The organism is Streptomyces sp. NPDC047974, assembly GCF_040653375.1.
Taxonomy (GTDB): domain Bacteria; phylum Actinomycetota; class Actinomycetes; order Streptomycetales; family Streptomycetaceae; genus Streptomyces.
Genome location: NZ_JBEZNU010000029.1, coordinates 38451 through 60206 on the forward strand (window position 1 = coordinate 38451; position 21756 = coordinate 60206).

Here is a 21756-nt window from a genome sequence, read left to right on the forward strand (position 1 = left end):
GCGTTTCAGCGGCCCCACCAGGCATCGGTACCCTCTGAGCGGTGAGCGACGCCGGTACTCACCCCATCGGGCAAGATTTCAAATTCAGCGAGGAGCGAACCGCGTGACCGCCGAAACGTCCGTGCCGTCCAGTGCGCTGCTGACCGCAGACCGTGACGGTTCCAACTACACCGCGCGGCACCTGCTCGTCCTCGAAGGGCTCGAAGCGGTCCGCAAGCGCCCCGGAATGTACATCGGGTCCACGGACAGCCGTGGCCTGATGCACTGCCTCTGGGAGATCATCGACAACTCGGTCGACGAGGCCCTGGGCGGCTACTGCGACCACATCGACGTCATCCTCCACGACGACGGCTCGGTCGAGGTCCGGGACAACGGCCGCGGCATCCCCGTCGACGTCGAGCCCAAGACCGGTCTCTCCGGCGTCGAGGTCGTCATGACCAAGCTGCACGCCGGCGGAAAGTTCGGCGGCGGCTCGTACGCGGCCTCCGGCGGTCTGCACGGCGTCGGCGCCTCCGTGGTCAACGCCCTCTCGGCCCGCCTCGACGTCGAGGTCGACCGGAACGGCGCCACGCACGCGATCAGCTTCCGGCGCGGCGTCCCCGGCATCTTCACCGAGCAGGGCCCCGACAGCCCCTTCGACCCGTCGAGCGGGCTGATCAAGGGCAAGCGGGTGCCCAAGACCCGCACCGGCACCCGCGTCCGCTACTGGGCCGACCGCCAGATCTTCCTCAAGGACGCCAAGCTCGCCCTGGAGACGCTGCACCAGCGCGCCCGCCAGACCGCATTCCTCGTGCCCGGCCTCACCATCGTCGTCCGCGACGAGCGGGACCTGGAGGGGATCGGCAAGAGCGAGGAAGTCTTCCGCTTCGACGGCGGCATCAGCGAGTTCTGCGAGTACCTCGCGCAGGACAAGGCCGTCTGCGACGTGCTGCGCCTCACCGGTCAGGGCACTTTCAAGGAGACCGTCCCCGTCCTGGACGACCGCGGCCACATGACCCCCACCGAGGTCACCCGCGAGCTCGGCGTGGACGTCGCGCTGCGCTGGGGCACCGGGTACGACACCACGGTCCGGTCCTTCGTGAACATCATCGCCACCCCGAAGGGCGGCACCCACGTCTCCGGCTTCGAGCAGGCCATCACGAAGACCGTCAACGAGGTGCTGCGCTCGGCGAAGCTGCTGCGCGTCGCCGAGGACGACATCGTCAAGGACGACGCCCTGGAGGGCATGACCGCCGTCGTCACGGTCCGGCTCGCCGAGCCGCAGTTCGAGGGCCAGACCAAGGAGGTCCTCGGCACCTCGGCGGCCCGCCGGATCGTGGCCACCGTCGTCGCCCGCGAGCTCAAGGCCTTCCTGACCTCCACCAAGCGGGACGCCAAGGCGCAGGCCCGGGCCGTCCTGGAGAAGGCCGTCGCCGCGGCCCGTACCCGGATCGCCGCCCGCCAGCACAAGGAGGCGCAGCGCCGGAAGACCGCCCTGGAGTCCTCCTCGCTGCCGGCCAAGCTGGCCGACTGCCGCAGCGACGACGTGGAGCGCAGCGAGCTCTTCATCGTCGAGGGAGACTCCGCGCTCGGCACGGCCAAGCTCGCCCGCAACAGCGAGTTCCAGGCGCTGCTGCCGATCCGCGGCAAGATCCTCAACGTCCAGAAGTCGTCCGTCTCGGACATGCTGAAGAACGCCGAGTGCGGCGCGATCATCCAGGTCATAGGGGCCGGCTCGGGCCGCACCTTCGACATCGACGCGGCCCGCTACGGCAAGGTCATCATGATGACCGACGCCGACGTCGACGGCTCGCACATCCGGACTCTCCTGCTGACCCTCTTCCAGCGCTACATGCGGCCCATGGTCGAGGCGGGGCGGGTCTTCGCGGCCGTGCCGCCGCTCCACCGGATCGAGCTGGTCCAGCCCAAGAAGGGCCAGGACAAGTACGTGTACACGTACTCCGACAACGAGCTGCGGCAGACGCTCCTGGAGTTCCAGCGCAAGGGGGTCCGCTACAAGGACTCCATCCAGCGCTACAAGGGTCTCGGCGAGATGGACGCCGACCAGCTCGCGGAGACCACGATGGACCCGCGCCACCGCACCCTGCGCCGGATCAACATCGGCGACCTGGACGCGGCGGAGACGGTCTTCGACCTGCTGATGGGCAACGACGTGGCGCCCCGCAAGGAGTTCATCACCAGCTCGGCGGCGACGCTCGACCGCTCGCGCATCGACGCCTGAGCCGTACCGCCCCGCTCCGCCGCACCGGCCCGGTCCCCGTCCCACGGGGTCCGGGCCGTTCGGCGTCCATACGCATATCGGCCCGGTCCGGTCAGTCGTCGGGCCGAAGAGTCACCTGATGGGGTGAAGAGCGGAGGGAGAAGAGTCCGGGATCTGCCCACTCTGTCCATCCTTGGGCACGCGGCCGAAACGGTTCGCTGACAAGGAGAGTTGACCGGTGGAGCAGCTGGACGAGCAGGAGCGCGCGGGGGCGCGGGACGACGGGGCGGGCGGGATCCCGCCGGGGCTACCGCGCCGGCGGTACGACGAGGCCGCGCACGGCGCGCCCGGGGCGGCCGGGGTCTACCTGGAGGTCCAGCGCAGCCCCGCCTTCCAGGAGGTACGGCGCCGCTACCGCCGCTTCGCCTTCCCCGCGACCCTCGCCTTCCTGCTCTGGTACCTCGCCTACGTCGTCGCCGCCACCGCCGCCCCGGGTCTGATGGCCCGCCCGGTGGCGGGCGCGGTCAACGTGGCGATGGTCGCCGGACTCGGACAGTTCCTCACCACCTTCCTCCTCACCTGGGCCTACGCGCGGCACGCGCGGCTGCGCCGGGACCGGGCCGCGCTCGAACTGCGCTGGGACACCCAGGAGATGACGAGGGGAGCCGGGCAGTGGTGACCGGAGACCACCAGACCCTCGCCCTGGTCCTCTTCAGCGTCTTCGTCGCCGTGACGCTCGCCATCACGACCTGGGTGAGCCGCGACCGGCACGGCTCGGCCGAGGAGTTCTACGCCGGCGGCCGGCTCTTCTCGCCGATGGAGAACGGATTCGCCATCGCCGGCGACTACATGTCGGCGGCCTCCTTCCTCGGCATCTCCGGCCTCATCGCGCTCTACGGCTACGACGGCATGCTCTACTCGGTCGGCTTCCTCGTCGCCTGGCTGGTGGTGCTCCTCCTCGTCGCCGAACTCGTCCGCAACTGCGGCCGGTTCACCCTCGCCGACGTCGTCGCCGCGCGGATGGCCGAACGGCCCGTACGGATCGCGGCCGGCACCTCCTCCGTCGCCGTCTCGGTGCTCTACCTGGTGGCCCAGATGGTCGGCGCCGGCAGCCTGGTCGCGCTCCTCCTCGGCGGCACCGGCGAGGCGGCGCGCACCTGGACCGTCATCGGCGTCGGCGCGCTGATGGTCGTCTACGTGTCGCTCGGCGGGATGCGGGCCACCACCTGGATCCAGATCGTCAAGGCCGTGCTGCTGATGGCGGGCACCGTCGCGCTCACCGTCCTCGTCCTCGTCCGCTTCCACGGCGACGTGAACAGCCTGCTCAGCACCGCCGCCGAACGCAGCGGGCACGGCAGCGCCTTCCTCGGACCGGGACTGAAGTACGGCGGCGACTGGACCGCCCGGCTCGACTTCATCAGCCTCGGCCTCGCGCTCGTCCTCGGCACCGCCGGACTGCCGCACATCCTGTCCCGCTTCTACACCGTGCCCACCGCGCGGGCCGCCCGTCGCTCCGTCGTCTGGTCCATCGGGCTCATCGGCGGCTTCTACCTGATGACGATCGTCCTCGGCTTCGGCGCCGCCGCCCTCATCGGCTCCGCCGAGGTCCGCGCCTCCAACGCCTCCGGGAACACGGCCGTCCCGCTGCTCGCGCTCGACCTCGGCGGGGGAGCGGGCTCCACCGGCGGCACGGTGCTCTTCGCGGTCGTCGCGGCCGTCGCCTTCGCGACCATCCTCGCCGTCGTCGCCGGGATCACCCTGGCCTCCTCGGCCTCCGTCGCCCATGACCTCTACGCCTCGCTGCGCCGGCCGGGCCGGCGGCAGTACAGCGAGGTCGCGGTGGCGCGGGTGGCCGCCGCGGTCATCGGTGCTGTCGCGATCGGCCTCGGGCTGCTCGCCAGCGACCTCAACGTCGCCTTCCTCGTCGGCCTCGCCTTCGCGGTCGCCGCCTCGGCCAACCTGCCGGTGCTGCTGTACTCGCTCTTCTGGCGCCGCTTCACCACCCGGGGCGCGGTCTGGTCCGTCTACGGCGGACTCGTGCCCGCGGTGCTCCTGGTGCTGTTCTCGCCGGTCGTCTCCGGCAGCCCGGAGGCGCTCTTCCCCGGTGTCGACTTCCGGCTCTTCCCGCTCCAGAACCCGGGCCTGGTCTCCATCCCGCTCGGTTTCCTCGCCGGCTGGCTCGGCACCGTCACCTCCGCCGAACCGCCCGACGAGGCCCGGCACGCGGAGACCGAGGTGCGGGCGCTGACGGGGGCCGGGGCGGCCTGACGGAGCGGGGAACGGCGGTTGGTCAGGGGGAGGAGACCCAGGTGTAGCGGTGCTCGGGGCGGCCGGTCTCGCCGTACCGGAGGGAGAGCCGGACGCGCCCGGTCCGTTCGAGGAGCTTGAGGTAGCGCTGGGCGGTCTGGCGGCTGACGCCGGTCCGCTCGGCGAGTTCCTGGGTGGAGAGCGGTCCGCCGGCGGCGAGCAGCGCCTGGCGGACCAGCTCGGCCGTCGTCGGGGAGTGCCCCTTGGGCAGGTCGGGGGTGACGGAGCCGGCCGCGAGGGTGCCGAAGATCCGGTCGACCTCGGCCTGCTCCGCCTCGCCGCCGCTCTCCAGGGTGCGGCGGAGCGTGGCGTACGCCTCCAGCTTGGACCGCAGCCCGGCGAAATTGAACGGCTTGACCAGGTACTGGAGGGCGCCGTGCCGCATCGCCGCCTGCACGGTCGCCACGTCCCTGGCGGCCGTCACCATGATCACGTCGCACTGGTGGCCCCGGGCCCGCAGCTCGCGGATGGCGGCGAGGCCGTTCTCGTCGGGGAGGTAGTGGTCCAGGAGGACCAGGTCCACGGGGTGCCCGTCGAGGACGTCCAGCGCCTCGGCGGTGGAGTGGGCGGTGGCCGCGACGCGGAAGCCGGGCAGCTTGGTCACGTACGCGGCGTTCACCCGCGCCACGTGGACATCGTCGTCGACGACGAGCACGTCGATCATCGGGTCACCTCCTGGGGCGCGGGCGGGGCCTCTGCCGGGCTGTCCGGGGCCGTGAGGTCCTGGGACCGTTCGGTGAGGGCGTCCGGGAGGACCACCGTGAACCGCGCGCCGCCGGTCTCGGCCGCAGCCACCCGCGCGGAGCCGCCGCGGCGCTCGGCGAGGCGGCGCACGAGGGCGAGGCCGAGGCCCCGCCGGCCGTGCGAGGGCGGTTCCTTGGTGGTCCAGCCCTCGGTGAAGATCAGCTCCCGGCGGTCCTCGGGGACGCCGGGGCCGCTGTCGGCGACCCGCAGGACGACCGTCCGGCCCTCGGCGCGCAGCGCCACCTCGACCCGGGCGTCCTCGGTGCCGGCGGCGGCGTCCAGGGCGTTGTCGACGAGGTTGCCGACGACGGTGACCAGTTCACGAGGGTCGACCAGACGGTCGGGGAGCAGCGAGTCCGGGGCGATCCGCAGGGAGACGCCCCGTTCGGCGGCGACCGTCGCCTTGCCGACGAGGAGCGCCGCGAGCAGTGGGTCGTGGACCTTCTCGGTCACCTGCTCGGCGGTCGCCCGGTGGACCCCGACGACCTCGGTGACGAAGTCGGCGGCCTCCTCGTACAGCTCCAGTTCGAGCAGTCCGAGGAGGGTGTGCAGCCGGTTGGCGTGTTCGTGGTCCTGGGCCCGCAGGGCGTCGATCAGGCCGCGGGTGGAGTCAAGCTCCCGGCCGAGCCGTTCCAGCTCGGTGCGGTCGCGCAGGGTCGCCACGGCGCCGCCGTCGTCCGTGGGCATCCGGTTGGCGATGAGCACGCGGTGCCCCTGGACGGTCACGAGGTCGGCGCCGGTCGCCCGGCCGGTCAGCACGTCCGCCGTGCGGCCCGGGCCGAGGAGCGCGTCGAGCGGCTGCCCGGCGGCCTCGGGGCCGAGCCCGAGCAGTCGCTGCGCCTCGTCGTTGAGGAGCCGTACGGAGCCCTTCCGGTCCAGCGCCACCACGCCCTCGCGGATGCCGTGCAGCATCGCCTCGCGCTCGGCGAGCAGCGCCGAGATGTCGGAGAAGGCCAGGTCACGGGTCTGGCGCTGGATCCGCCGGGAGATCAGGTACGCCGCCAGGGCGCCGGCCGCGAGCGCGCCGCCCGCGTAGGCCAGGAGGCCGGGGATGGCGGAGAGGAGCCGGTCGCGGACGCTGTCGTACTCGATGCCGACGGAGACGGCGCCGACGATCCCGCCGTCGGCGTCGAGCAGCGGCGCCTTGCCGCGCGCCGAGCGGCCGAGGGTGCCGCTGTCGATCTCCATCACCTCACGGCCCGCGAGCACCTCGCTCGGGTCGGTGGAGACGGTCCGGCCGATCTGGGCCGGGTCGGTGTGCGACCAGCGCACGCCCCGGGTGTCCATGACGACGACGTACTCGGCGCCGGTCGCGGCCCGGATCCGCTCGGCCTCGCGCTGCACCGGGCCGGTCGCCGACGGCGGCCCGCCGGCCAGGTCCGCGGCGGTACGCGTGGAGGCCATGGTCTCGGCGATGGCGAGGGCCCGCCGCATGGCCTGGTCGTCGAGCTGGGCGCTCAGCGGGGCCAGGAAGAGGCCGGTGGCCAGCACGGTCACGCCGGTCGCGACGGCCAGCTGCATCAGCAGCACCTGCGAGAACACCCGCCGCGGCCATCCGAGCCGGCGCCGCCGGCGCACGGCCGACCGCGCGGAGGGGAACGAAGCGGTGCTGGTCATGCCCGAAACGGTACGGGGACGGCCCGCGCGACCGGAAATGCCGCGGGTGGGGGGTGGGGAGGTTCGCGTGTGCGGGGTGGGGGCGGGAGGAGGGCTGCCTATCCTGGGGGCCGGTCCGGGGGCCCGCGCCGGGTTCCGTGCCGGGCCGTGTCCGGCGTCGTTCAGTGAAAGGTCCGTTTCGTGGGTGCGCAGCAGATTCCCGTCGTCGTTCTCGCCGGGTTTCTCGGGGCCGGGAAGACCACGCTCCTCAACCAGCTGCTGCGGGGTGCGCGGGGGACCCGGATCGGGGTCATGGTCAATGACTTCGGGGACATCGGTATCGACGCGATGACCGTCGCCGGGCAGGTGGGGTCGACGGTCTCCCTGGGAAACGGGTGTCTGTGCTGCGCCGTGGACGCGAGCGAGCTGGACGAGTACCTGGAGGTGCTGACCCGGCCCGAGCTGCGCCTGGACGTGATCGTGATCGAGGCGAGCGGGCTGGCCGAGCCGCAGGAGCTGGTGCGGATGGTGCTCGCCAGCGAGAACCGGCGGGTCGTGTACGGCGGCCTCGTCGAGGTCGTCGACGCCGCGGAGTTCGCCGCCACGCGGGAGCGGCACCCCGAGACCGACCGCCACCTCGCCCTCGCCGACCTGGTCGTGGTCAACAAGGCCGACCGGGTGTCCGGGGAGGAGCTGAGCGCGGTCCGGGAGACCGTGGCCGGGCTCGCGGGGCGGGCCGCGGTGGTCGAGGCGGCGCACGGCCGGATCGATCCCGAGCTGCTCTTCGACCGGGTCGTCCCGGAGGACGAGATCGTCGGGCAGATGTCGATCGAGGACGTCCTCTACGCCGACGAGGACGGCCACGCGCACCCGCACGCCGCCTACGACACCGTCTCCCTGGCCACCGCCGCGCCGCTGCATCCGCGGCGGCTGATGACCTTCCTCGACTCGCGTCCCGAGGGGCTGTACCGCCTCAAGGGCTTCGTGGACTTCGGCGTCGCCGACCCCGAGCACCGCTATCTGGTGCACGCCGTCGGCCGCTTCCTGCGGTTCTACCCGGAACCCTGGCCGGCCGGGGAGGAGCGGCTCTCGCAGCTCGTCCTGATCGGCGCGGGCGTCGACGCGGCCGCCCTGCGCAAGGAACTCGCCGCCTGCGAGCAGGACGGGCCGGGGGACACCCCGGACGAGCACAGCATGTGGGGCGTCCTGCGGTACGTCCCCCAGGGGGACGAGCCGCCCGCGGAAGAGACGGCCTAGCCCGCCGTCACCTCCGCCGGTGTCAGGCCGACCGTCGTCAGGTAGGTGCCGAGGGTCGGGTCGGCGTGGGTGCCGGCCCAGCCCACGTAGCCGTCCGGGCGGATGAGGAAGACGCCGGGGCCGTACGGGGCGCAGGCCGCCAGTCCGGCCGTGCGGACGGACGGCGGGAGGTACGGCGGCGCCGCGGTGGCGCCGATCGTCAGCAGGGTGAAGTGCGGGCCCCGGAAGAGGTCGAAGAGGCGGGCCCCGTGGTACGGGCCGTCCGGGGCGCGGTCGCCCGCGCGCAGGGTGTCCCCGGGTGCCTTCGGGCGGGTGTCCACCGAGAGTGCCGAGTCCCGGTAGCCGAGGCCGAGCTGCTGGACCTCCTTGCCCCGCCGGGTGGCCTCGCCGTCTGCGGTCGCCCTGTGGAGGCGGGTGCTGAGGCCGAGGACCTCCGCCGCCACCGGGCGGCGCTCCGCCTCGTACGAGTCGAGGAGCGCGGCCGGCGCGCCGTGGAGCAGCACCTGGGCGAGTTTCCAGCCGAGGTTGTACGCGTCCTGGACGCCGGTGTTGAGGCCCTGGCCGCCGGCGGGGGAGTGGATGTGGGCCGCGTCGCCCGCCAGGAAGACGCGGCCTTCCCGGAAGCGGTCCGCCAGGGCGGCCCGGGCGCGGTAGTCCGAGGCCCACGGCACGTCCGTGATCTCGTCCGCCGTCAGCGGTGTGCGGGCGGTGAGGAGGGCACGGACGCCTTCCGGGGTGGTGTCCACGCCGGCGGCGGCGTCCTCGAAGGTGGCGGCGAGCTGGAAGAGGCCGTCGCCGCCCGGCAGGGGGCAGAGCGCCACCCCGCCGTCCGGAGCCCGCCAGACGTGCCAGTGGTCCCGGTCGGCCACCGCGCCGGCGGCGATCCGCACATCGGCGACGAGCATCGGGCGCGGATCGACGGTCTCGCCGGACATCCCGATGCCGAGGGCCCTGCGGACGGTGGAGCGGCCGCCGTCGGCGCCGACCAGACAGCCGGCCCTGATCGTCCCGCCGCCGGCCAGACCCACCGTCACGCCGTCCTCGTCCTGGTCGAACCCGGACAGCTCGGCGCCGAACCGGACGGCGCCGCCGAGCTCGGTCAGGCGGGCGTGCAGCAGCTCCTGGGTGCGGGACTGCGGGATCAGCAGCGTGTTCGCGTACGGCACCTGCTCGGTGGGCTCGGAGCGCTCGACCATGTCCCACTCGCCGCGCCGCTCGGTGCCCTCCCAGGCCAGCATCCGGGGGTACGGGCCCCCCGCCGCCAGCACCCCGGGCAGCACGCCGAGGTCGTCCAGGACCTCCTGGCTGCGGGGCTGGAGCCCCTTGCCGCGCGAGCCGGGGAAGAGTCCGCCGGCCCGCTCCAGGAGGAGCGCCCGGACGCCCCGGCGGGCGAGGTCGAGGGCGAGCACCAGCCCCGTCGGGCCCGCTCCCGCGATGACGACGTCCGTGTCCCTGTGGCTGTGCCCGTCCGCTGCCATGGGTGACCGCCTCCGTTCCTTAACGTCGTTAAATGCCGTTGCGTCAAGGATGACCTTAACGACGTTAAGGAGTCAAGGGGATACCGTGACGGTGTGGCGACCAAGAAGACGAGCAAGCTGGAACCCGGCCAGGTGGCGGAGACCGCCCTGCGGCTGCTGAACGAGCGCGGCCTGGACGGGCTCACGCTCCGCGCGATCGCCCAGGAGCTCCACGTCCAGGCCCCGGCCCTGTACTGGCACTTCAAGAACAAGCAGGCCCTGCTCGACGAGATGGCGACCGTCATGTACCGGCGGATGGTCGCCGCCCCGGACGCCCGGCCGGCCGCCGGGCAGAGCTGGCAGGAGCTCATGCTCACCGCCAACCGGGGGCTGCGCGCCGGACTGCTGCGCTACCGGGACGGCGCCAAGGTCTACAGCGGCGCCCGCTTCACCGGCACCGACCACGCCCAGGACCTGGAGCGCCAGCTCGGCGCCCTCGTCGACGCCGGGTTCTCGCTGCGCGAGGCGGTGCGGGCCAGCACGACGGCGTACATGTACACGCTCGGCTTCGTCACCGAGGAGCAGGGCACCGAGTCCCAGCCCGGCGAGCCCCGGGAGGGCTTCGACATCGAGGAGCGCGCCCGGCGCCTCGCCGACTACCCCCTGGCCGCCGCGGCCGGCGCCGAGATCTTCGCCGGCTACGACGAGCGCTTCGAGGAGGGGCTGCGGCTGATCGTCGCCGGGGTCGAGACGCTGTACGCCCCCGGCACCGCCCGCACCTGACCCGGCCCTGTGCCCGACCTCTTCCGGCCCCGGGCACGGCGAAGCCCCCCGCTCCGTCGGGAGCGGGGGGCTTCGCCTGTACCAGGGCCTGACCGGGCGGTTAGCTCGCCGGGCCCGCCACCACGTCGACCGGCTGCGGCAGCGGGGTGCCGGAGCCGTCGCGCCGCGGGTCCGCCTCCGGCAGCTCGACCGGTGTGCCGTTCTTCTGCGCGGCGCGGGCCGGCAGGGCGCCCGCCCAGGCCAGGAGCAGGGTGTCCTCGCCCTTCAGGAAGCGCTGGCAGCGCACGCCGCCGGTCGCCCGGCCCTTGCGCGGGTACTGGTCGAAGGGGGTCAGCTTCGCCGAGGTCGCGGCGGAGCCGTCCAGGGTGCCGGTCGAGCCCGCCACCGTGAAGACGGCCGCGTCCGCCGCCGGGTCCACCGCGGCGAAGGACAGCACCTCGGCGCCGGCCGCCAGCTTGATGCCCGCCATGCCGCCGGCCGGGCGGCCCTGCGGCCGCACCTGGGAGGCCGGGTAGCGCAGCAGCTGCGCGTCCGAGGTGATGAAGACCAGGTCCTCCTCGCCCGTCCGCAGCTCGGTCGCACCGACGATCCGGTCGCCGTCCTTGAGGGTGATGACCTCCAGCTCGTCCTTGTTCGCCGGATAGTCGGGCACCACCCGCTTGACCACGCCCTGGAGGGTGCCGAGCGCCAGACCGGGGGAGGCCTCGTCCAGGGTGGTCAGGCAGACCACCGTCTCGTCCGCCTCCAGCGACAGGAACTCGCTCAGCGGCGCCCCGCCCGCCAGGGTCGGCGCCGCGACCGTGTCGGGCAGCTGGGGCAGGTCGATGACGGCGATGCGCAGCAGGCGGCCCGTCGAGGTCACCGCGCCCACGTCGCCGCGCTGGGTGGCCGCGACGGACGAGACGATCACGTCGTGCTTGGTCCGCTTGGCGTCCGGGTCGGCCGGCGGCAGCTCCGCCGAGACCGTCCGGGCCAGCAGGCCGGTCGAGGAGAGCAGCACCCGGCACGGGTCGTCCGCGACCTCCAGCGGCACGGCCGCCACCGGGGCGCCCGCCGACTCCAGGAGGACCGTGCGCCGGTCGGTGGCGAACTTCTTCGCGACCGCGGCCAGCTCGGCCGAGACCAGCTTGCGCAGCTCGGAGTCGGAGTCCAGGATCCCGGTCAGCTCGTCGATCTCGCCGGTGAGCCGGTCGCGCTCGGTCTCCAGCTCCAGGCGGTCGAACTTGGTGAGCCGGCGCAGCGGGGTGTCCAGGATGTACTGGGTCTGGACCTCGCTCAGCGAGAAGCGCTCCATCAGGCGCTCCTTGGCCTGCGCGGAGTTCTCGCTCTCCCGGATGAGCCGGATGACCTCGTCGATGTCGAGGAGGGCGACGAGCAGGCCCTCGACCAGGTGGAGCCGGTCGCGCTTCCTGCCGCGGCGGTACTCGGAGCGGCGGCGGACGACCTCGAAGCGGTGGTCGAGGTAGACCTCCAGGAGCTCCTTCAGGCCCAGGGTGAGCGGCTGACCGTCCACCAGGGCCACGTTGTTGATGCCGAAGGACTCCTCCATCGGCGTCAGCTTGTAGAGCTGCTCCAGGACGGCCTCGGGCACGAAGCCGTTCTTGATCTCGATGACCAGGCGCAGGCCGTGCGCCCGGTCGGTGAGGTCCTTGACGTCGGCGATGCCCTGGAGCTTCTTCGAGCCGACCAGGTCCTTGATCTTGGAGATGACCTTCTCGGGGCCGACCGTGAAGGGCAGTTCGGTGACGACGATGCCCTTGCGGCGGGCCGTCACCGTCTCCACCGAGGTGGTGGCGCGGATCTTGAAGGTGCCGCGGCCCGTCTCGTACGCGTCCCGGATGCCGTTCAGGCCGACGATCCGGCCGCCGGTCGGCAGGTCGGGGCCGGGGACGAAGCGCATCAGCGCGTCCAGGTCCGCGTTCGGGTAGCGGATCAGGTGGCGGGCGGCCGCGACGACCTCGCCGAGGTTGTGCGGAGGCATGTTGGTGGCCATGCCGACCGCGATGCCCGAGGCGCCGTTCACCAGCAGGTTCGGATACGCGGCGGGGAGCGCGACCGGCTCCCGCTCCTGGCCGTCGTAGTTGGGCGCGAAGTCGACCGTGTCCTCGTCGATGGACTCGGTCATCAGCAGGGCGGCCGGGGCCATCCGCGACTCGGTGTACCGCATGGCGGCCGGCGGGTCGTCGTTGCCCAGCGAGCCGAAGTTGCCGTGGCCGTCGACCAGCGGCACGCGCATGGAGAAGGGCTGCGCCATGCGCACCATGGCGTCGTAGATCGAGGCGTCGCCGTGCGGGTGCAGCTTGCCCATCACCTCGCCGACCACGCGGGCGCACTTGACGAACCCGCGGTCGGGGCGCAGGCCCATCTCGTTCATCTGGTAGACGATGCGCCGCTGGACCGGCTTCATGCCGTCGCGGGCGTCGGGCAGGGCGCGCGAGTAGATGACCGAGTAGGCGTACTCGAGGAAGGAGCCCTGCATCTCGTCGACGACGTCGATGTCGAGGATCCTCTCCTCGTACGCGTCGTCCGGCGGCGGTGTCTTCGTGCTGCGGCGGGCCATCGCGGCTGCGGCTCCTTCTCCGACAAAGCTTGATCTGACGCGGACCATTGTGGACCGTGCCACCGACAACGCGGACCGCGACCCGGACGAGGGACATCGGAGGACTCCGGGAACTTCGCCAGGTGTCGGCGCGCTTGCATACAGTGGCAGGACTTTTCCAGATCGCGATCGAAGGGATGTACATGCCCATGGGTCACACGGCCACGGCCGAGGCCGGCTCCGGCGGCCTGACAGCGACCGAGCACCGCCTGGCGAACGGCCTGCGGGTGGTCCTCTCCGAGGACCACCTGACCCCGGTCGCCGCGGTCTGTCTCTGGTACGACGTCGGTTCGCGCCACGAGGTCGAGGGCCGCACGGGCCTCGCCCACCTCTTCGAGCACCTGATGTTCCAGGGCTCGAAGCAGGTGCACGGCAACGGCCACTTCGAACTCGTCCAGGGCGCCGGCGGCTCGCTCAACGGCACGACCAGCTTCGAGCGCACCAACTACTTCGAGACGATGCCCACCCACCAGCTGGAGCTCGCGCTCTGGCTGGAGGCGGACCGGATGGGCTCGCTGCTCGCCGCCCTCGACGACGAGTCGATGGAGAACCAGCGCGACGTCGTGAAGAACGAGCGCCGCCAGCGGTACGACAACGTGCCGTACGGCACCGCCTTCGAGCGGCTCACCGCGCTCGCGTACCCGGAGGGCCACCCGTACCACCACACCCCCATCGGTTCGATGGCGGACCTGGACGCGGCCACCCTGGAGGACGCGCGGACCTTCTTCCGCACGTACTACGCGCCCAACAACGCGGTCCTGTCGGTGGTCGGCGACATCGACCCGGAGCAGACGCTCGCCTGGGTCGAGAAGTACTTCGGCTCCATCCCCGGCCACGACGGCAAGCCCGCCCCGCGCGACGGCGCCCTGCCGGACGTCATGGGCGGGCAGCTGCGCGAGGTCGTCGTCGAGGACGTCCCGGCCCGCGCCCTGATGGCCGCCTACCGGCTGCCGGAGGACGGCACGCGCGCGTGCGACGCGGCCGACCTCGCCCTCACCGTGCTCGGCGGCGGCGAGTCCTCCCGGCTGCACAACCGCCTGGTCCGCCGCGACCGCACCGCGGTCGCCGCCGGCTTCGGCCTGCTGCGGCTCGCCGGCGCCCCCTCGCTCGGCTGGCTGGACGTCAAGACCTCCGGCGGCGTCGAGGTCCCCGCCATCGAGGCGGCCGTCGACGAGGAGCTCGCCCGCTTCGCGGCCGAGGGCCCGACCGCCGAGGAGATGGAGCGCGCCCAGGCCCAGCTGGAGCGCGAATGGCTCGACCGGCTCGGCACGGTGGCCGGCCGCGCCGACGAACTGTGCCGCTTCGCCGTGCTGTTCGGCGACCCGCAGCTCGCCCTGACCGCGGTCGACCGCGTCCTCGCCGTCACCGCCGACGAGGTGCGCGAGGTGGCCGCGGCCCGGCTGCGCCCCGACAACCGCGCGGTGCTGGTCTACGAGCCGGTGTCCACCGACGACAGCGCCGACAGCGCCGACGGCGACGACGAGGAAGGAGCGGACCGGTGACCGACGCCGCCACGTCCCTGACGAGCATGGAGTTCCACCCGCAGCCGAAGGCCGGCACGGCCAGGCCGTGGGCCTTCCCGGCCCCCGAGCGCGGCGCGCTCGACAACGGCCTGACGGTGCTCCGCTGCCACCGCCCCGGCCAGCAGGTCGTGGCCGTCGAGATCTTCCTCGACGCGCCGCTGGACGCCGAGCCCGAGGGCCTCGACGGCGTCGCCACGATCATGGCGCGCGCCCTCTCCGAGGGGACCACCGAGCGGGCCGCCGAGGAGTTCGCGGCCGAGCTGGAGCGCTGCGGCGCCACGCTCGACGCCCACGCGGACCACCCCGGCGTCCGGGTCTCCCTGGAGGTCCCGGTCTCCCGGCTCCCCAAGGCGCTCGGGCTGGTCGCCGAGGCGCTGATCTCCCCGGCCTTCGACCCGGACGAGGTCAAGCGCCTGGTGGACAACCGGCTCGACGAGATCCCGCACGAGGCGGCCAACCCGAGCCGCCGTGCCGCGAAGCAGCTCTACAAGGAGCTCTTCCCGGCCGCGACCCGGATGTCCCGGCCCCGCCAGGGCACCGAGGAGACGGTGAAGGCCATCGACGCCGCCGCCGTCCGCGCCTTCTACGACGCGCACCTGCGGCCCGCCGCCGCCACCGCGGTCGTCGTCGGCGACCTCACCGGCGTCGACCTCGACAAGGTGCTCGCCGAGACCCTGGGCGGCTGGAGCGGCAAGCCGGCCGCGCCGCGCCCGATGGCGCCGATCACCGCCGACGACACCGGACGGGTCGTCATCGTCGACCGCCCCGGGGCGGTCCAGACCCAGCTGCTGATCGGCCGGATCGGCCCGGACCGCCACGACTCCGTGTGGGCCGCGCAGGTCCTCGGCGTCTACTGCCTCGGCGGCACCCTGACGTCCCGTCTGGACGCCGTCCTGCGCGAGGAGAAGGGGTACACGTACGGCGTGCGCGCCTTCGGGCAGGTGCTCCGCTCGGACGGCGAGGGGCACGGCGCCTCGATGCTCGCGATCAGCGGCTCGGTCGACACCCCCAACACCGGTCCGGCCCTCGGCGACCTGTGGCAGGTGCTCCGCACCCTGGCGGAGGGCGGTCTGACCGACGCCGAGCGGGACGTGGCGGTGCAGAACCTGGTGGGCGTGGCCCCGCTCAAGTACGAGACGGCCGCGTCGGTCGCCGCGACCCTCTCCGACCAGGTCGAGCAGCACCTCCCGGACGACTACCAGGCCCGGCTGTACGCGCGGCTCGCCGAGACCGGCACGGTCGAGGCCACGGCCGCCGTCGTCAGCGCCTTCCCGGTGGACCGGCTCGTCACGGTCCTGGTGGGCGACGCGTCGCAGATCGAGGAGCCCGTGCGGGCCCTCGGCATCGGCGAGGTGACGGTGGTGAGCTGATCCCGGGGTGAGCCGACCTCGTGGTGAGCCGACCTCGTGGGGAGCCGACCTCGTGGGGAGCCGACCTCGGGGTGAGCCGACCCATGGTGAGTTGACTCCGGGTGAGTAGGCCCACGGTGAGTTGACCGGTCGTCAACCCCGGGCGGAGGTCTCCGGTGCGTAGAAGCGCCGGAGACCTCCGCTTTGTCCGTTACGGCGTCAAAGATGATCGTATGCCCTGTGGCATGTCTTACAAATGAGCGTGTCTGTTTGGCGATCGACATCCGTCCGGCCTAGCGTCGATCCGTCTGTCCGACCCGACGCACGCGCCGCACCCGCGGCAACCGGACAGACATCGCCGAGTCCCCGTCAGGCGCGAGCCTGGGGAGCCGGGGACCCACGCAGTCCCTGGGGTGAATCGGACGCCTTCGCCACGCGGAGGGGTCCGTAGGAGACCTTCCTGCTCCGAACCCGTCAGCTAACCCGGTAGGCGAGAAGGAAGGAAAGGAACCGTCTTGGCGTTCACCCGTGCCACCGGGAAGCATCGTGGTGCGAGCCGACTGGCTCGCCGCAGCGCCGGCATCGCCGGCGTGGCCGCCCTCGCGACCACCGGCGTCGTCGGCACCCTGGCCTCCCCGGCGCTCGCCGCCGACACGGACGACCGTTCCCCCGAGGACACCGGCCTCACCCGGGTGATCGCCGACGAGTCCATCGCCGACCAGGTCAACGCGCAGGCCGCCGCCCAGGAGCGGGAGGCCACCGAGGCCGAGGCCCGGGCCAAGGCGCGCGCCGAGGCGAAGCGCAAGGCCGAGGCCCGCGCCCAGGAGATCCGCGAGGCCAAGGAGCGCGCCGCCCGTGAGGCCGAGCGCCGCCGGCTCGCCTCCTTCAACCTCCCGGTCGCCGGCTCGTACGTCTCCACCGGCTACAAGACCGGCGGCTCGCTCTGGTCCTCCGGCAGCCACTCCGGCGTCGACTTCCACGCCTCCTACGGCAGCTCGGTCGTCTCCGTCGGCTCCGGCACCGTCGTCGAGGCCGGCTGGGGCGGCGCGTACGGCAACAACATCGTGATCCGGATGAACGACGGCACGTACACCCAGTACGGCCACCTGTCGTCCATCGGCGTCTATGTCGGCCAGAGCGTCGAGCCCGGCCAGCAGATAGGCGTCTCCGGCTCGACCGGCAACTCCACCGGCCCGCACCTCCACTTCGAGGCCCGGACCACCGCCGAGTACGGCTCCGACATCAACCCCGTCGCGTACCTCCGCGCCCGCGGCGTCAGCCTCTGACGTCCCGCGCCCCCGCTGCACCGAAAGGCCCCGGCTCCCACGAGCCGGGGCCTTTTCGCGCCCCGGCGAGCGGGTGCGGTGCTCCGGATCCGGAGGGATTCCACCGCGAACCGGACGAATTCCGAGGGGGCATCGGAATTTCCCGCGCCCTGCAATAGAGTCGCGTGAACGGCGCTGCTCGAATTCGGTGCGCGCGGAGCGAATACGGAGGTCGGACATGCGGGTTCCCGCGCAATCGGTATGCACGGCGATCCGGGACGACATCGTCTCGGGGATCTTCGAGCGCGGCAGCCGGCTGACCGAGGAACAGCTCGCCCGCCGTTACGGCGTCTCCCGCGTCCCGGTCCGCGAGGCGCTGCGCACCCTGGAGTCCGAGGGCTTCGTCGTCAGCCGCCGGCACGCGGGCGCCCATGTCGCCGAGCCCACCGACCAGGAGGCCGCCGACCTCCTCGACGTCAGGGCGCTGCTCGAACCGCTCGGGGCGGCCCGGGCCGCCCAGCGGCGCACCGACGCCCACCTCAAGGTGCTGCGGGGCCTGGTCAGGCTGGGGCAGGAGCGGGCCCGCCGGGGGCAGGGCGAGGACCTGCGGGCGCTCGGCGGCTGGTTCCACGAGACGCTCGCCCAGGCCTCGGGCTCCCCGGCGCTCGCCGCGCTCCTCACCCAGCTGCGCCACAAGATCGCCTGGATGTACGTGGTGGACCAGCCGGACCGGCCCGTCGAGGCCTGGGCCGAACACGGGGCGATCGTCGACGCCATCGCCCGCGGGGACGCCGAACGGGCCCGCGCACTCACCGCGCAGCACGCCGAGCACACGCTTCCGCTGCACCGGCTGAAAAGGCCCGAGCGGGGCCGTGTGAGGGTTTCGCAACATGCCGTCAACACGGCGAGCGTCCGGAATTAACACGGACGCCGTATACAAAGAATAGCAATTCCAGGGCCTCTTTCGGGCTGCCCGGAAACTCTCCGAATAGCTAATTCCCCGACCCCGGAAATGCCGGACGGCCGCATCCGCCGGAAAATTCCGGGGACACGGCCGTCGGGGAGAGCTGTGGATCGACCCGCCGGGTCAGACCGTCTCGGGGAGCTCGTCGAGGCCCTCGGCGACGAGCTTGGCGAGGCGCTCGAGCGCGGCCTCCGCACCCTCGGCCTCCGAGGCGAGCACGATCTCCTCGCCGCCCTGCGCGCCCAGGCCGAGGACCGCGAGCATCGACGCCGCGTTGACCGGGTTGCCGTCGGCCTTGGCGATGGTCACGGGGACACCGGAGGCCGTGGCGGCACGGACGAAGATGGAGGCGGGGCGGGCGTGCAGGCCCTCGGCCCAGCCGACGTTGACGCGGCGCTCAGCCATGGTGTTGCCCTTCAGGTCTTCAGCGGTTGTCTAGACCAGTCTCTCACGGGTTGCGGCGTGCTCCTGCCGACCGAGGTCCCGCATCCGTGCGACGTTCGGCCCTCCTACCTTGCACGGGGCCGGGAGGCCGCGCGAGCCGTGTACCGCCAGGGAGTGGGCGCGCGGACGGTGCCGGTGCCGGACCCCGGCCGTAGGCTTTGCCCATGCGCAGCGCGTCGGAGCAGACGGACGGACCGGGCGGGGCCGGAGGCGGTACCGAGGCCGGGGTCGCGGGCGGGGCGGCGGCCGGCCGCCCGGAGCCGGAGGGGCACGCCTACCCCGACCACTGGGAGGCCGACGTCGTGCTCAGGGACGGCGGCACCGCGCGCATCCGACCCATCACCGCCGACGACGCCGACCGGCTCGTCAGCTTCTACGAGCAGGTCTCGGACGAGTCGAAGTACTACCGCTTCTTCGCCCCCTACCCCCGGCTCTCCGCCAAGGACGTCCACCGCTTCACCCACCACGACTTCGTCGACCGGGTCGGCCTCGCCGCCACCGTCGGCGGCGAGTTCATCGCCACCGTCCGCTACGACCGGATCAACGACCTCGGCCGCCCCGCCTCCTTCCCCGCCGACGAGGCCGAGGTCGCCTTCCTCGTCCAGGACGCCCACCAGGGCCGCGGCGTCGCCTCCGCCCTCCTCGAACACATCGCGGCCGTCGCCCGCGAGCGCGGCATCCGCCGCTTCGCCGCCGAGGTGCTCCCCGCCAACACCAAGATGATCAAGGTGTTCACGGACGCCGGCTACACCCAGAAGCGCAGCTTCGAGGACGGCTCCGTCCGCCTCCACCTCGACCTCGAACCGACCGACCGCTCCCTCGCCGTCCAGCGCGCCCGCGAACAGCGCGCCGAGGCCCGCTCCGTCCAGCGGCTCCTCGCCCCCCGGTCGGTCGCCGTCGTCGGCGCCGGCCGGACCCCCGGCGGGGTCGGCAGGACCGTGCTGCGCAACGTGCTCGCGGGCGGCTTCACCGGGCAGGTGTACGCGGTCAACCCCGCGCTCGGCGCGGACGCGGAGGCCGAACTCGACGGGGTGCCCGCCTTCCCCTCCGTCGCCGCCATCGGAGCCCCCGTCGACCTCGCGGTCGTCGCCGTCCCCGCCGAGCGGGTCCCCGAGGTCGTCGCCGACTGCGGCGAGCACGGGGTGCGCGGACTCGTCGTCCTCTCCGCCGGCTACGCCGAGAGCGGCGGCGCCGAAGGCCGCGAGCGGCAGCGGGCCCTGGTCCGCCAGGCCCGCTCGTACGGCATGCGGATCATCGGCCCCAACGCCTTCGGCATCATCGACACCGCCGAGGACGTGCGGCTCAACGCCTCCCTCGCCCCCGAGCTGCCCGCCGCCGGCCGCATCGGCCTCTTCACCCAGTCCGGCGCCATCGGCGTCGCGCTCCTCGCCCGGCTGCACCGGCGCGGCGCCGGCCTCTCCTCCTTCATCTCCGCCGGGAACCGCGCGGACGTCTCCGGCAACGACGTCCTCCAGCACTGGTACGACGACCCCGCGACCGACGTCGTCCTCCTCTACCTGGAGTCCCTCGGCAACCCCCGCAAGTTCGCCCGGCTCGCCCGCCGCACCGCCGCCGTCAAGCCGGTCGTCGTCGTCAAGGGCGCCCGGCACAGCGGCAGCGCCCCGCCCGGCCACCGCGTCCCCGTCAGCCGCATCCCGCACGCCACCGTCTCCGCGCTGCTGCGCCAGGCCGGCGTCATCCGCGTCGACACCGTCACCGAGCTCGTCGACGCCGGGGTGCTGCTCGCCGGACAGCCGCTGCCCGCGGGCCCGCGCGTCGCGATCCTCGGCAACTCCGAGTCCCTCGGCCTCCTCGCGTACGACGCCTGCCTCACCGAGGGCCTGCGCCCGCAGCGGCCCCTCGACCTGACGACCGGCGCCACCCCGGCCGACTTCCGGGACGCGCTCGCCGCCGCGCTCGCCGACGACTCCTGCGACGCGGTCGTCGTCACCGCGATCCCCTGGGTCGGCATCGAGGGCACCACCGAGGTCCTGGCCGCCTCCCTCCGCGAGGCCGTCGCCGGCGGCGGGGCCGCGGGCGCCGCCAAGCCGGTCGTCGTCGTCCACGTCGAGATGGGCGGCCTCGCCGAGGCCCTCTCCGCCGCCACCAGCACCCGCCCCGCCCCGGCCCGCCCCCGCCGCACGGCCGCGCCCGCACCACCGGAGACGCGGCAGGCACAGGACGCACAGAGCGCACAGGACACACAGAGCGCACAGCAGGCGCGGGACACGCGGGCGGCACAGGACGCACCGCCGCCGCAGGGCCCGCGGGCGGCACAGGACGCACCGGCACTACAGGGCGCGCCGGCGGAGCAGGGCGCACCCGAGGTCGCGGACCAGGCCGCCGCCCCCGTCCGGAACATCCCCGCCTACCCCGCCGCCGAGCGGGCCGTCCGGGCCCTCGCCGAGGCCGTTCGGTACGCGCAATGGCGGCGGCAGGCCGCCGACCCGGGCCGCGTACCGGAGTACGACTCCATCGACGAGGCCGGCGCCGCCGCGCTCATCGACCGCGTGCTCGGCGAGCGCGGCGCCGGACAGGAGTCCCGGGGCGTCACCCTCACCGCCGACGAGACCGCCGAACTGCTCGGCCGGTACGGCATCGCGCTGCGCCCCACCCTGCCCGCGCCCGGACCCGACGCGGCCGTCGCGGCCGCCGCCCGGCTCGGCTACCCGGTGGCGCTCAAGACCACCGCCCCCCACCTGCGCCACCGCCCCGACCTCGGCGGCGTCCGGCTCGACCTGGCGACCGAGCAGCAGCTGCGCACCGCCTTCGCCGAGCTGACCGAGGCCCTCGGCAAGCCCGAGGAGCTCCAGCCGGTCGTCCAGGCGATGGCGCCCCGCGGCGTGGACACCGTCATCCGCGCCGCGATCGACCCCGCCGTGGGCGCCGTGCTCTCCTTCGGGCTCTCGGGCGCCGCCTCCGAACTCCTCGGCGACACCGCCCACCGCCTCGTCCCGGCCACCGACCGGGACGCCGCCGAGCTGGTCCGCTCCATCCGCACCGCCCCGCTGCTCTTCGGCTGGCGCGGCTCCGCCCCCGTCGACACCCCCGCCCTGGAGGAGCTGCTGCTCCGGGTCTCCCGCCTGGTCGACGACCATCCGGAGATCGTCTCCGTCGCGCTCGAACCGGCCGTCGTCGCCCCCTCCGGCGTCTCCGTCCTCGGCGCCGCGGTCCGCCTCGCCCCACCCGCGCCCACCACCGACCTCGGCCCCCGCCGCCTGCCCAGCTACTGAAGGGCCGGAGGGGCCGCGCGGCCCCGTAGGATGGA

At 73.5% G+C, this 21756-nt stretch carries 15 protein-coding genes and 1 riboswitch; of the genes, 10 read left to right on the forward strand and 5 right to left on the reverse strand.

The genetic code is table 11. The annotated features are described in order from the left end of the window. The first annotated feature begins 103 nt into the window (after nucleotides 1-103). The 3 genes from AB0E19_RS31090 (at nucleotide 104) to AB0E19_RS31100 (ending at nucleotide 4468) form a co-directional block, all read left to right on the forward strand. Nucleotides 104-2221, forward strand: a complete 2118-nt coding sequence (locus AB0E19_RS31090) for a DNA topoisomerase IV subunit B (RefSeq protein WP_362185763.1) — start codon at nucleotides 104-106, stop codon at nucleotides 2219-2221. Nucleotides 2222-2495: 274 nt separating this feature from the next. Next, a complete protein-coding gene (locus AB0E19_RS31095) occupies nucleotides 2496-2879 on the forward strand; it encodes a DUF485 domain-containing protein (RefSeq protein ID WP_362185896.1) in 384 nt (127 codons plus the stop codon). Next, entirely contained in the window at nucleotides 2876-4468 is a 1593-nt protein-coding gene (locus AB0E19_RS31100; protein ID WP_362185766.1) for a cation acetate symporter, read from the forward strand. The genes AB0E19_RS31095 and AB0E19_RS31100 overlap by 4 nt, the downstream gene beginning before the upstream one ends. 22 nt (nucleotides 4469-4490) lie before the next feature. Here the strand turns inward: AB0E19_RS31100 and AB0E19_RS31105 are convergent, their stop codons facing one another. Next, nucleotides 4491-5171 (reverse strand): response regulator, encoded by a 681-nt coding sequence (locus AB0E19_RS31105; RefSeq protein WP_362185769.1) that lies wholly within the window; start codon nucleotides 5169-5171, stop codon nucleotides 4491-4493. After that, entirely contained in the window at nucleotides 5168-6868 is a 1701-nt protein-coding gene (locus AB0E19_RS31110) for a sensor histidine kinase (protein WP_362185772.1), read from the reverse strand. The genes AB0E19_RS31105 and AB0E19_RS31110 overlap by 4 nt, the downstream gene beginning before the upstream one ends. 180 nt (nucleotides 6869-7048) lie before the next feature. Between AB0E19_RS31110 and AB0E19_RS31115 the strand changes: the two genes are divergently transcribed. Further along, nucleotides 7049-8104, forward strand: a complete 1056-nt coding sequence (locus AB0E19_RS31115; protein WP_362185775.1) for a GTP-binding protein — start codon at nucleotides 7049-7051, stop codon at nucleotides 8102-8104. Here the strand turns inward: AB0E19_RS31115 and AB0E19_RS31120 are convergent. Further along, nucleotides 8101-9582 (reverse strand): FAD-dependent monooxygenase, encoded by a 1482-nt coding sequence (locus tag AB0E19_RS31120; protein ID WP_362185778.1) that lies wholly within the window; start codon nucleotides 9580-9582, stop codon nucleotides 8101-8103. The two genes, AB0E19_RS31115 and AB0E19_RS31120, sit on opposite strands and share 4 nt — an antisense overlap. A gap of 93 nt (nucleotides 9583-9675) precedes the next feature. Between AB0E19_RS31120 and AB0E19_RS31125 the strand changes: the two genes are divergently transcribed. Next, nucleotides 9676-10344, forward strand: coding sequence for a TetR/AcrR family transcriptional regulator C-terminal domain-containing protein (locus AB0E19_RS31125; RefSeq protein ID WP_362185781.1), 669 nt, complete (start codon nucleotides 9676-9678; stop codon nucleotides 10342-10344). Nucleotides 10345-10444: 100 nt separating this feature from the next. Here AB0E19_RS31125 and AB0E19_RS31130 read toward each other — a convergent pair whose 3' ends face one another. Continuing rightward, nucleotides 10445-12904, reverse strand: a complete 2460-nt coding sequence (locus AB0E19_RS31130; RefSeq protein WP_362185784.1) for a DNA topoisomerase IV subunit A — start codon at nucleotides 12902-12904, stop codon at nucleotides 10445-10447. A gap of 188 nt (nucleotides 12905-13092) precedes the next feature. Here AB0E19_RS31130 and AB0E19_RS31135 point away from each other — a divergent pair, with 188 nt between their 5' ends. From AB0E19_RS31135 to AB0E19_RS31150, 4 genes are all read left to right on the forward strand, one after another. Beyond that, nucleotides 13093-14445 (forward strand): pitrilysin family protein, encoded by a 1353-nt coding sequence (locus tag AB0E19_RS31135; RefSeq protein ID WP_362185787.1) that lies wholly within the window; start codon nucleotides 13093-13095, stop codon nucleotides 14443-14445. Nucleotides 14446-14471: 26 nt separating this feature from the next. Next, the gene (locus AB0E19_RS31140) at nucleotides 14472-15836 is read left to right on the forward strand and encodes a pitrilysin family protein (RefSeq protein ID WP_362185899.1); all 1365 of its coding nucleotides are present in this window, start codon (nucleotides 14472-14474) and stop codon (nucleotides 15834-15836) included. A 325-nt stretch (nucleotides 15837-16161) separates the two neighbouring features. Continuing rightward, nucleotides 16162-16323, forward strand: a riboswitch (cyclic di-AMP (ydaO/yuaA leader). 7 nt (nucleotides 16324-16330) lie between these two features. Further along, a complete protein-coding gene (locus tag AB0E19_RS31145; protein WP_362185790.1) occupies nucleotides 16331-17101 on the forward strand; it encodes a M23 family metallopeptidase in 771 nt (256 codons plus the stop codon). 217 nt (nucleotides 17102-17318) lie between these two features. Next, nucleotides 17319-18002: a GntR family transcriptional regulator gene (locus AB0E19_RS31150; protein ID WP_362185793.1), complete on the forward strand. Its 684-nt coding sequence runs from the start codon at nucleotides 17319-17321 to the stop codon at nucleotides 18000-18002. 165 nt (nucleotides 18003-18167) lie between these two features. Here AB0E19_RS31150 and AB0E19_RS31155 read toward each other — a convergent pair whose 3' ends face one another. After that, the gene (locus AB0E19_RS31155) at nucleotides 18168-18449 is read right to left on the reverse strand and encodes an HPr family phosphocarrier protein (RefSeq protein ID WP_362185796.1); all 282 of its coding nucleotides are present in this window, start codon (nucleotides 18447-18449) and stop codon (nucleotides 18168-18170) included. Nucleotides 18450-18652: 203 nt separating this feature from the next. Here AB0E19_RS31155 and AB0E19_RS31160 point away from each other — a divergent pair, with 203 nt between their 5' ends. Continuing rightward, nucleotides 18653-21721 carry a GNAT family N-acetyltransferase gene (locus AB0E19_RS31160; RefSeq protein WP_362185799.1) on the forward strand — a complete coding sequence of 1023 codons (3069 nt, stop codon included), beginning with the start codon at nucleotides 18653-18655 and terminating at the stop codon, nucleotides 21719-21721. The last annotated feature ends 35 nt before the right edge of the window (nucleotides 21722-21756 follow it).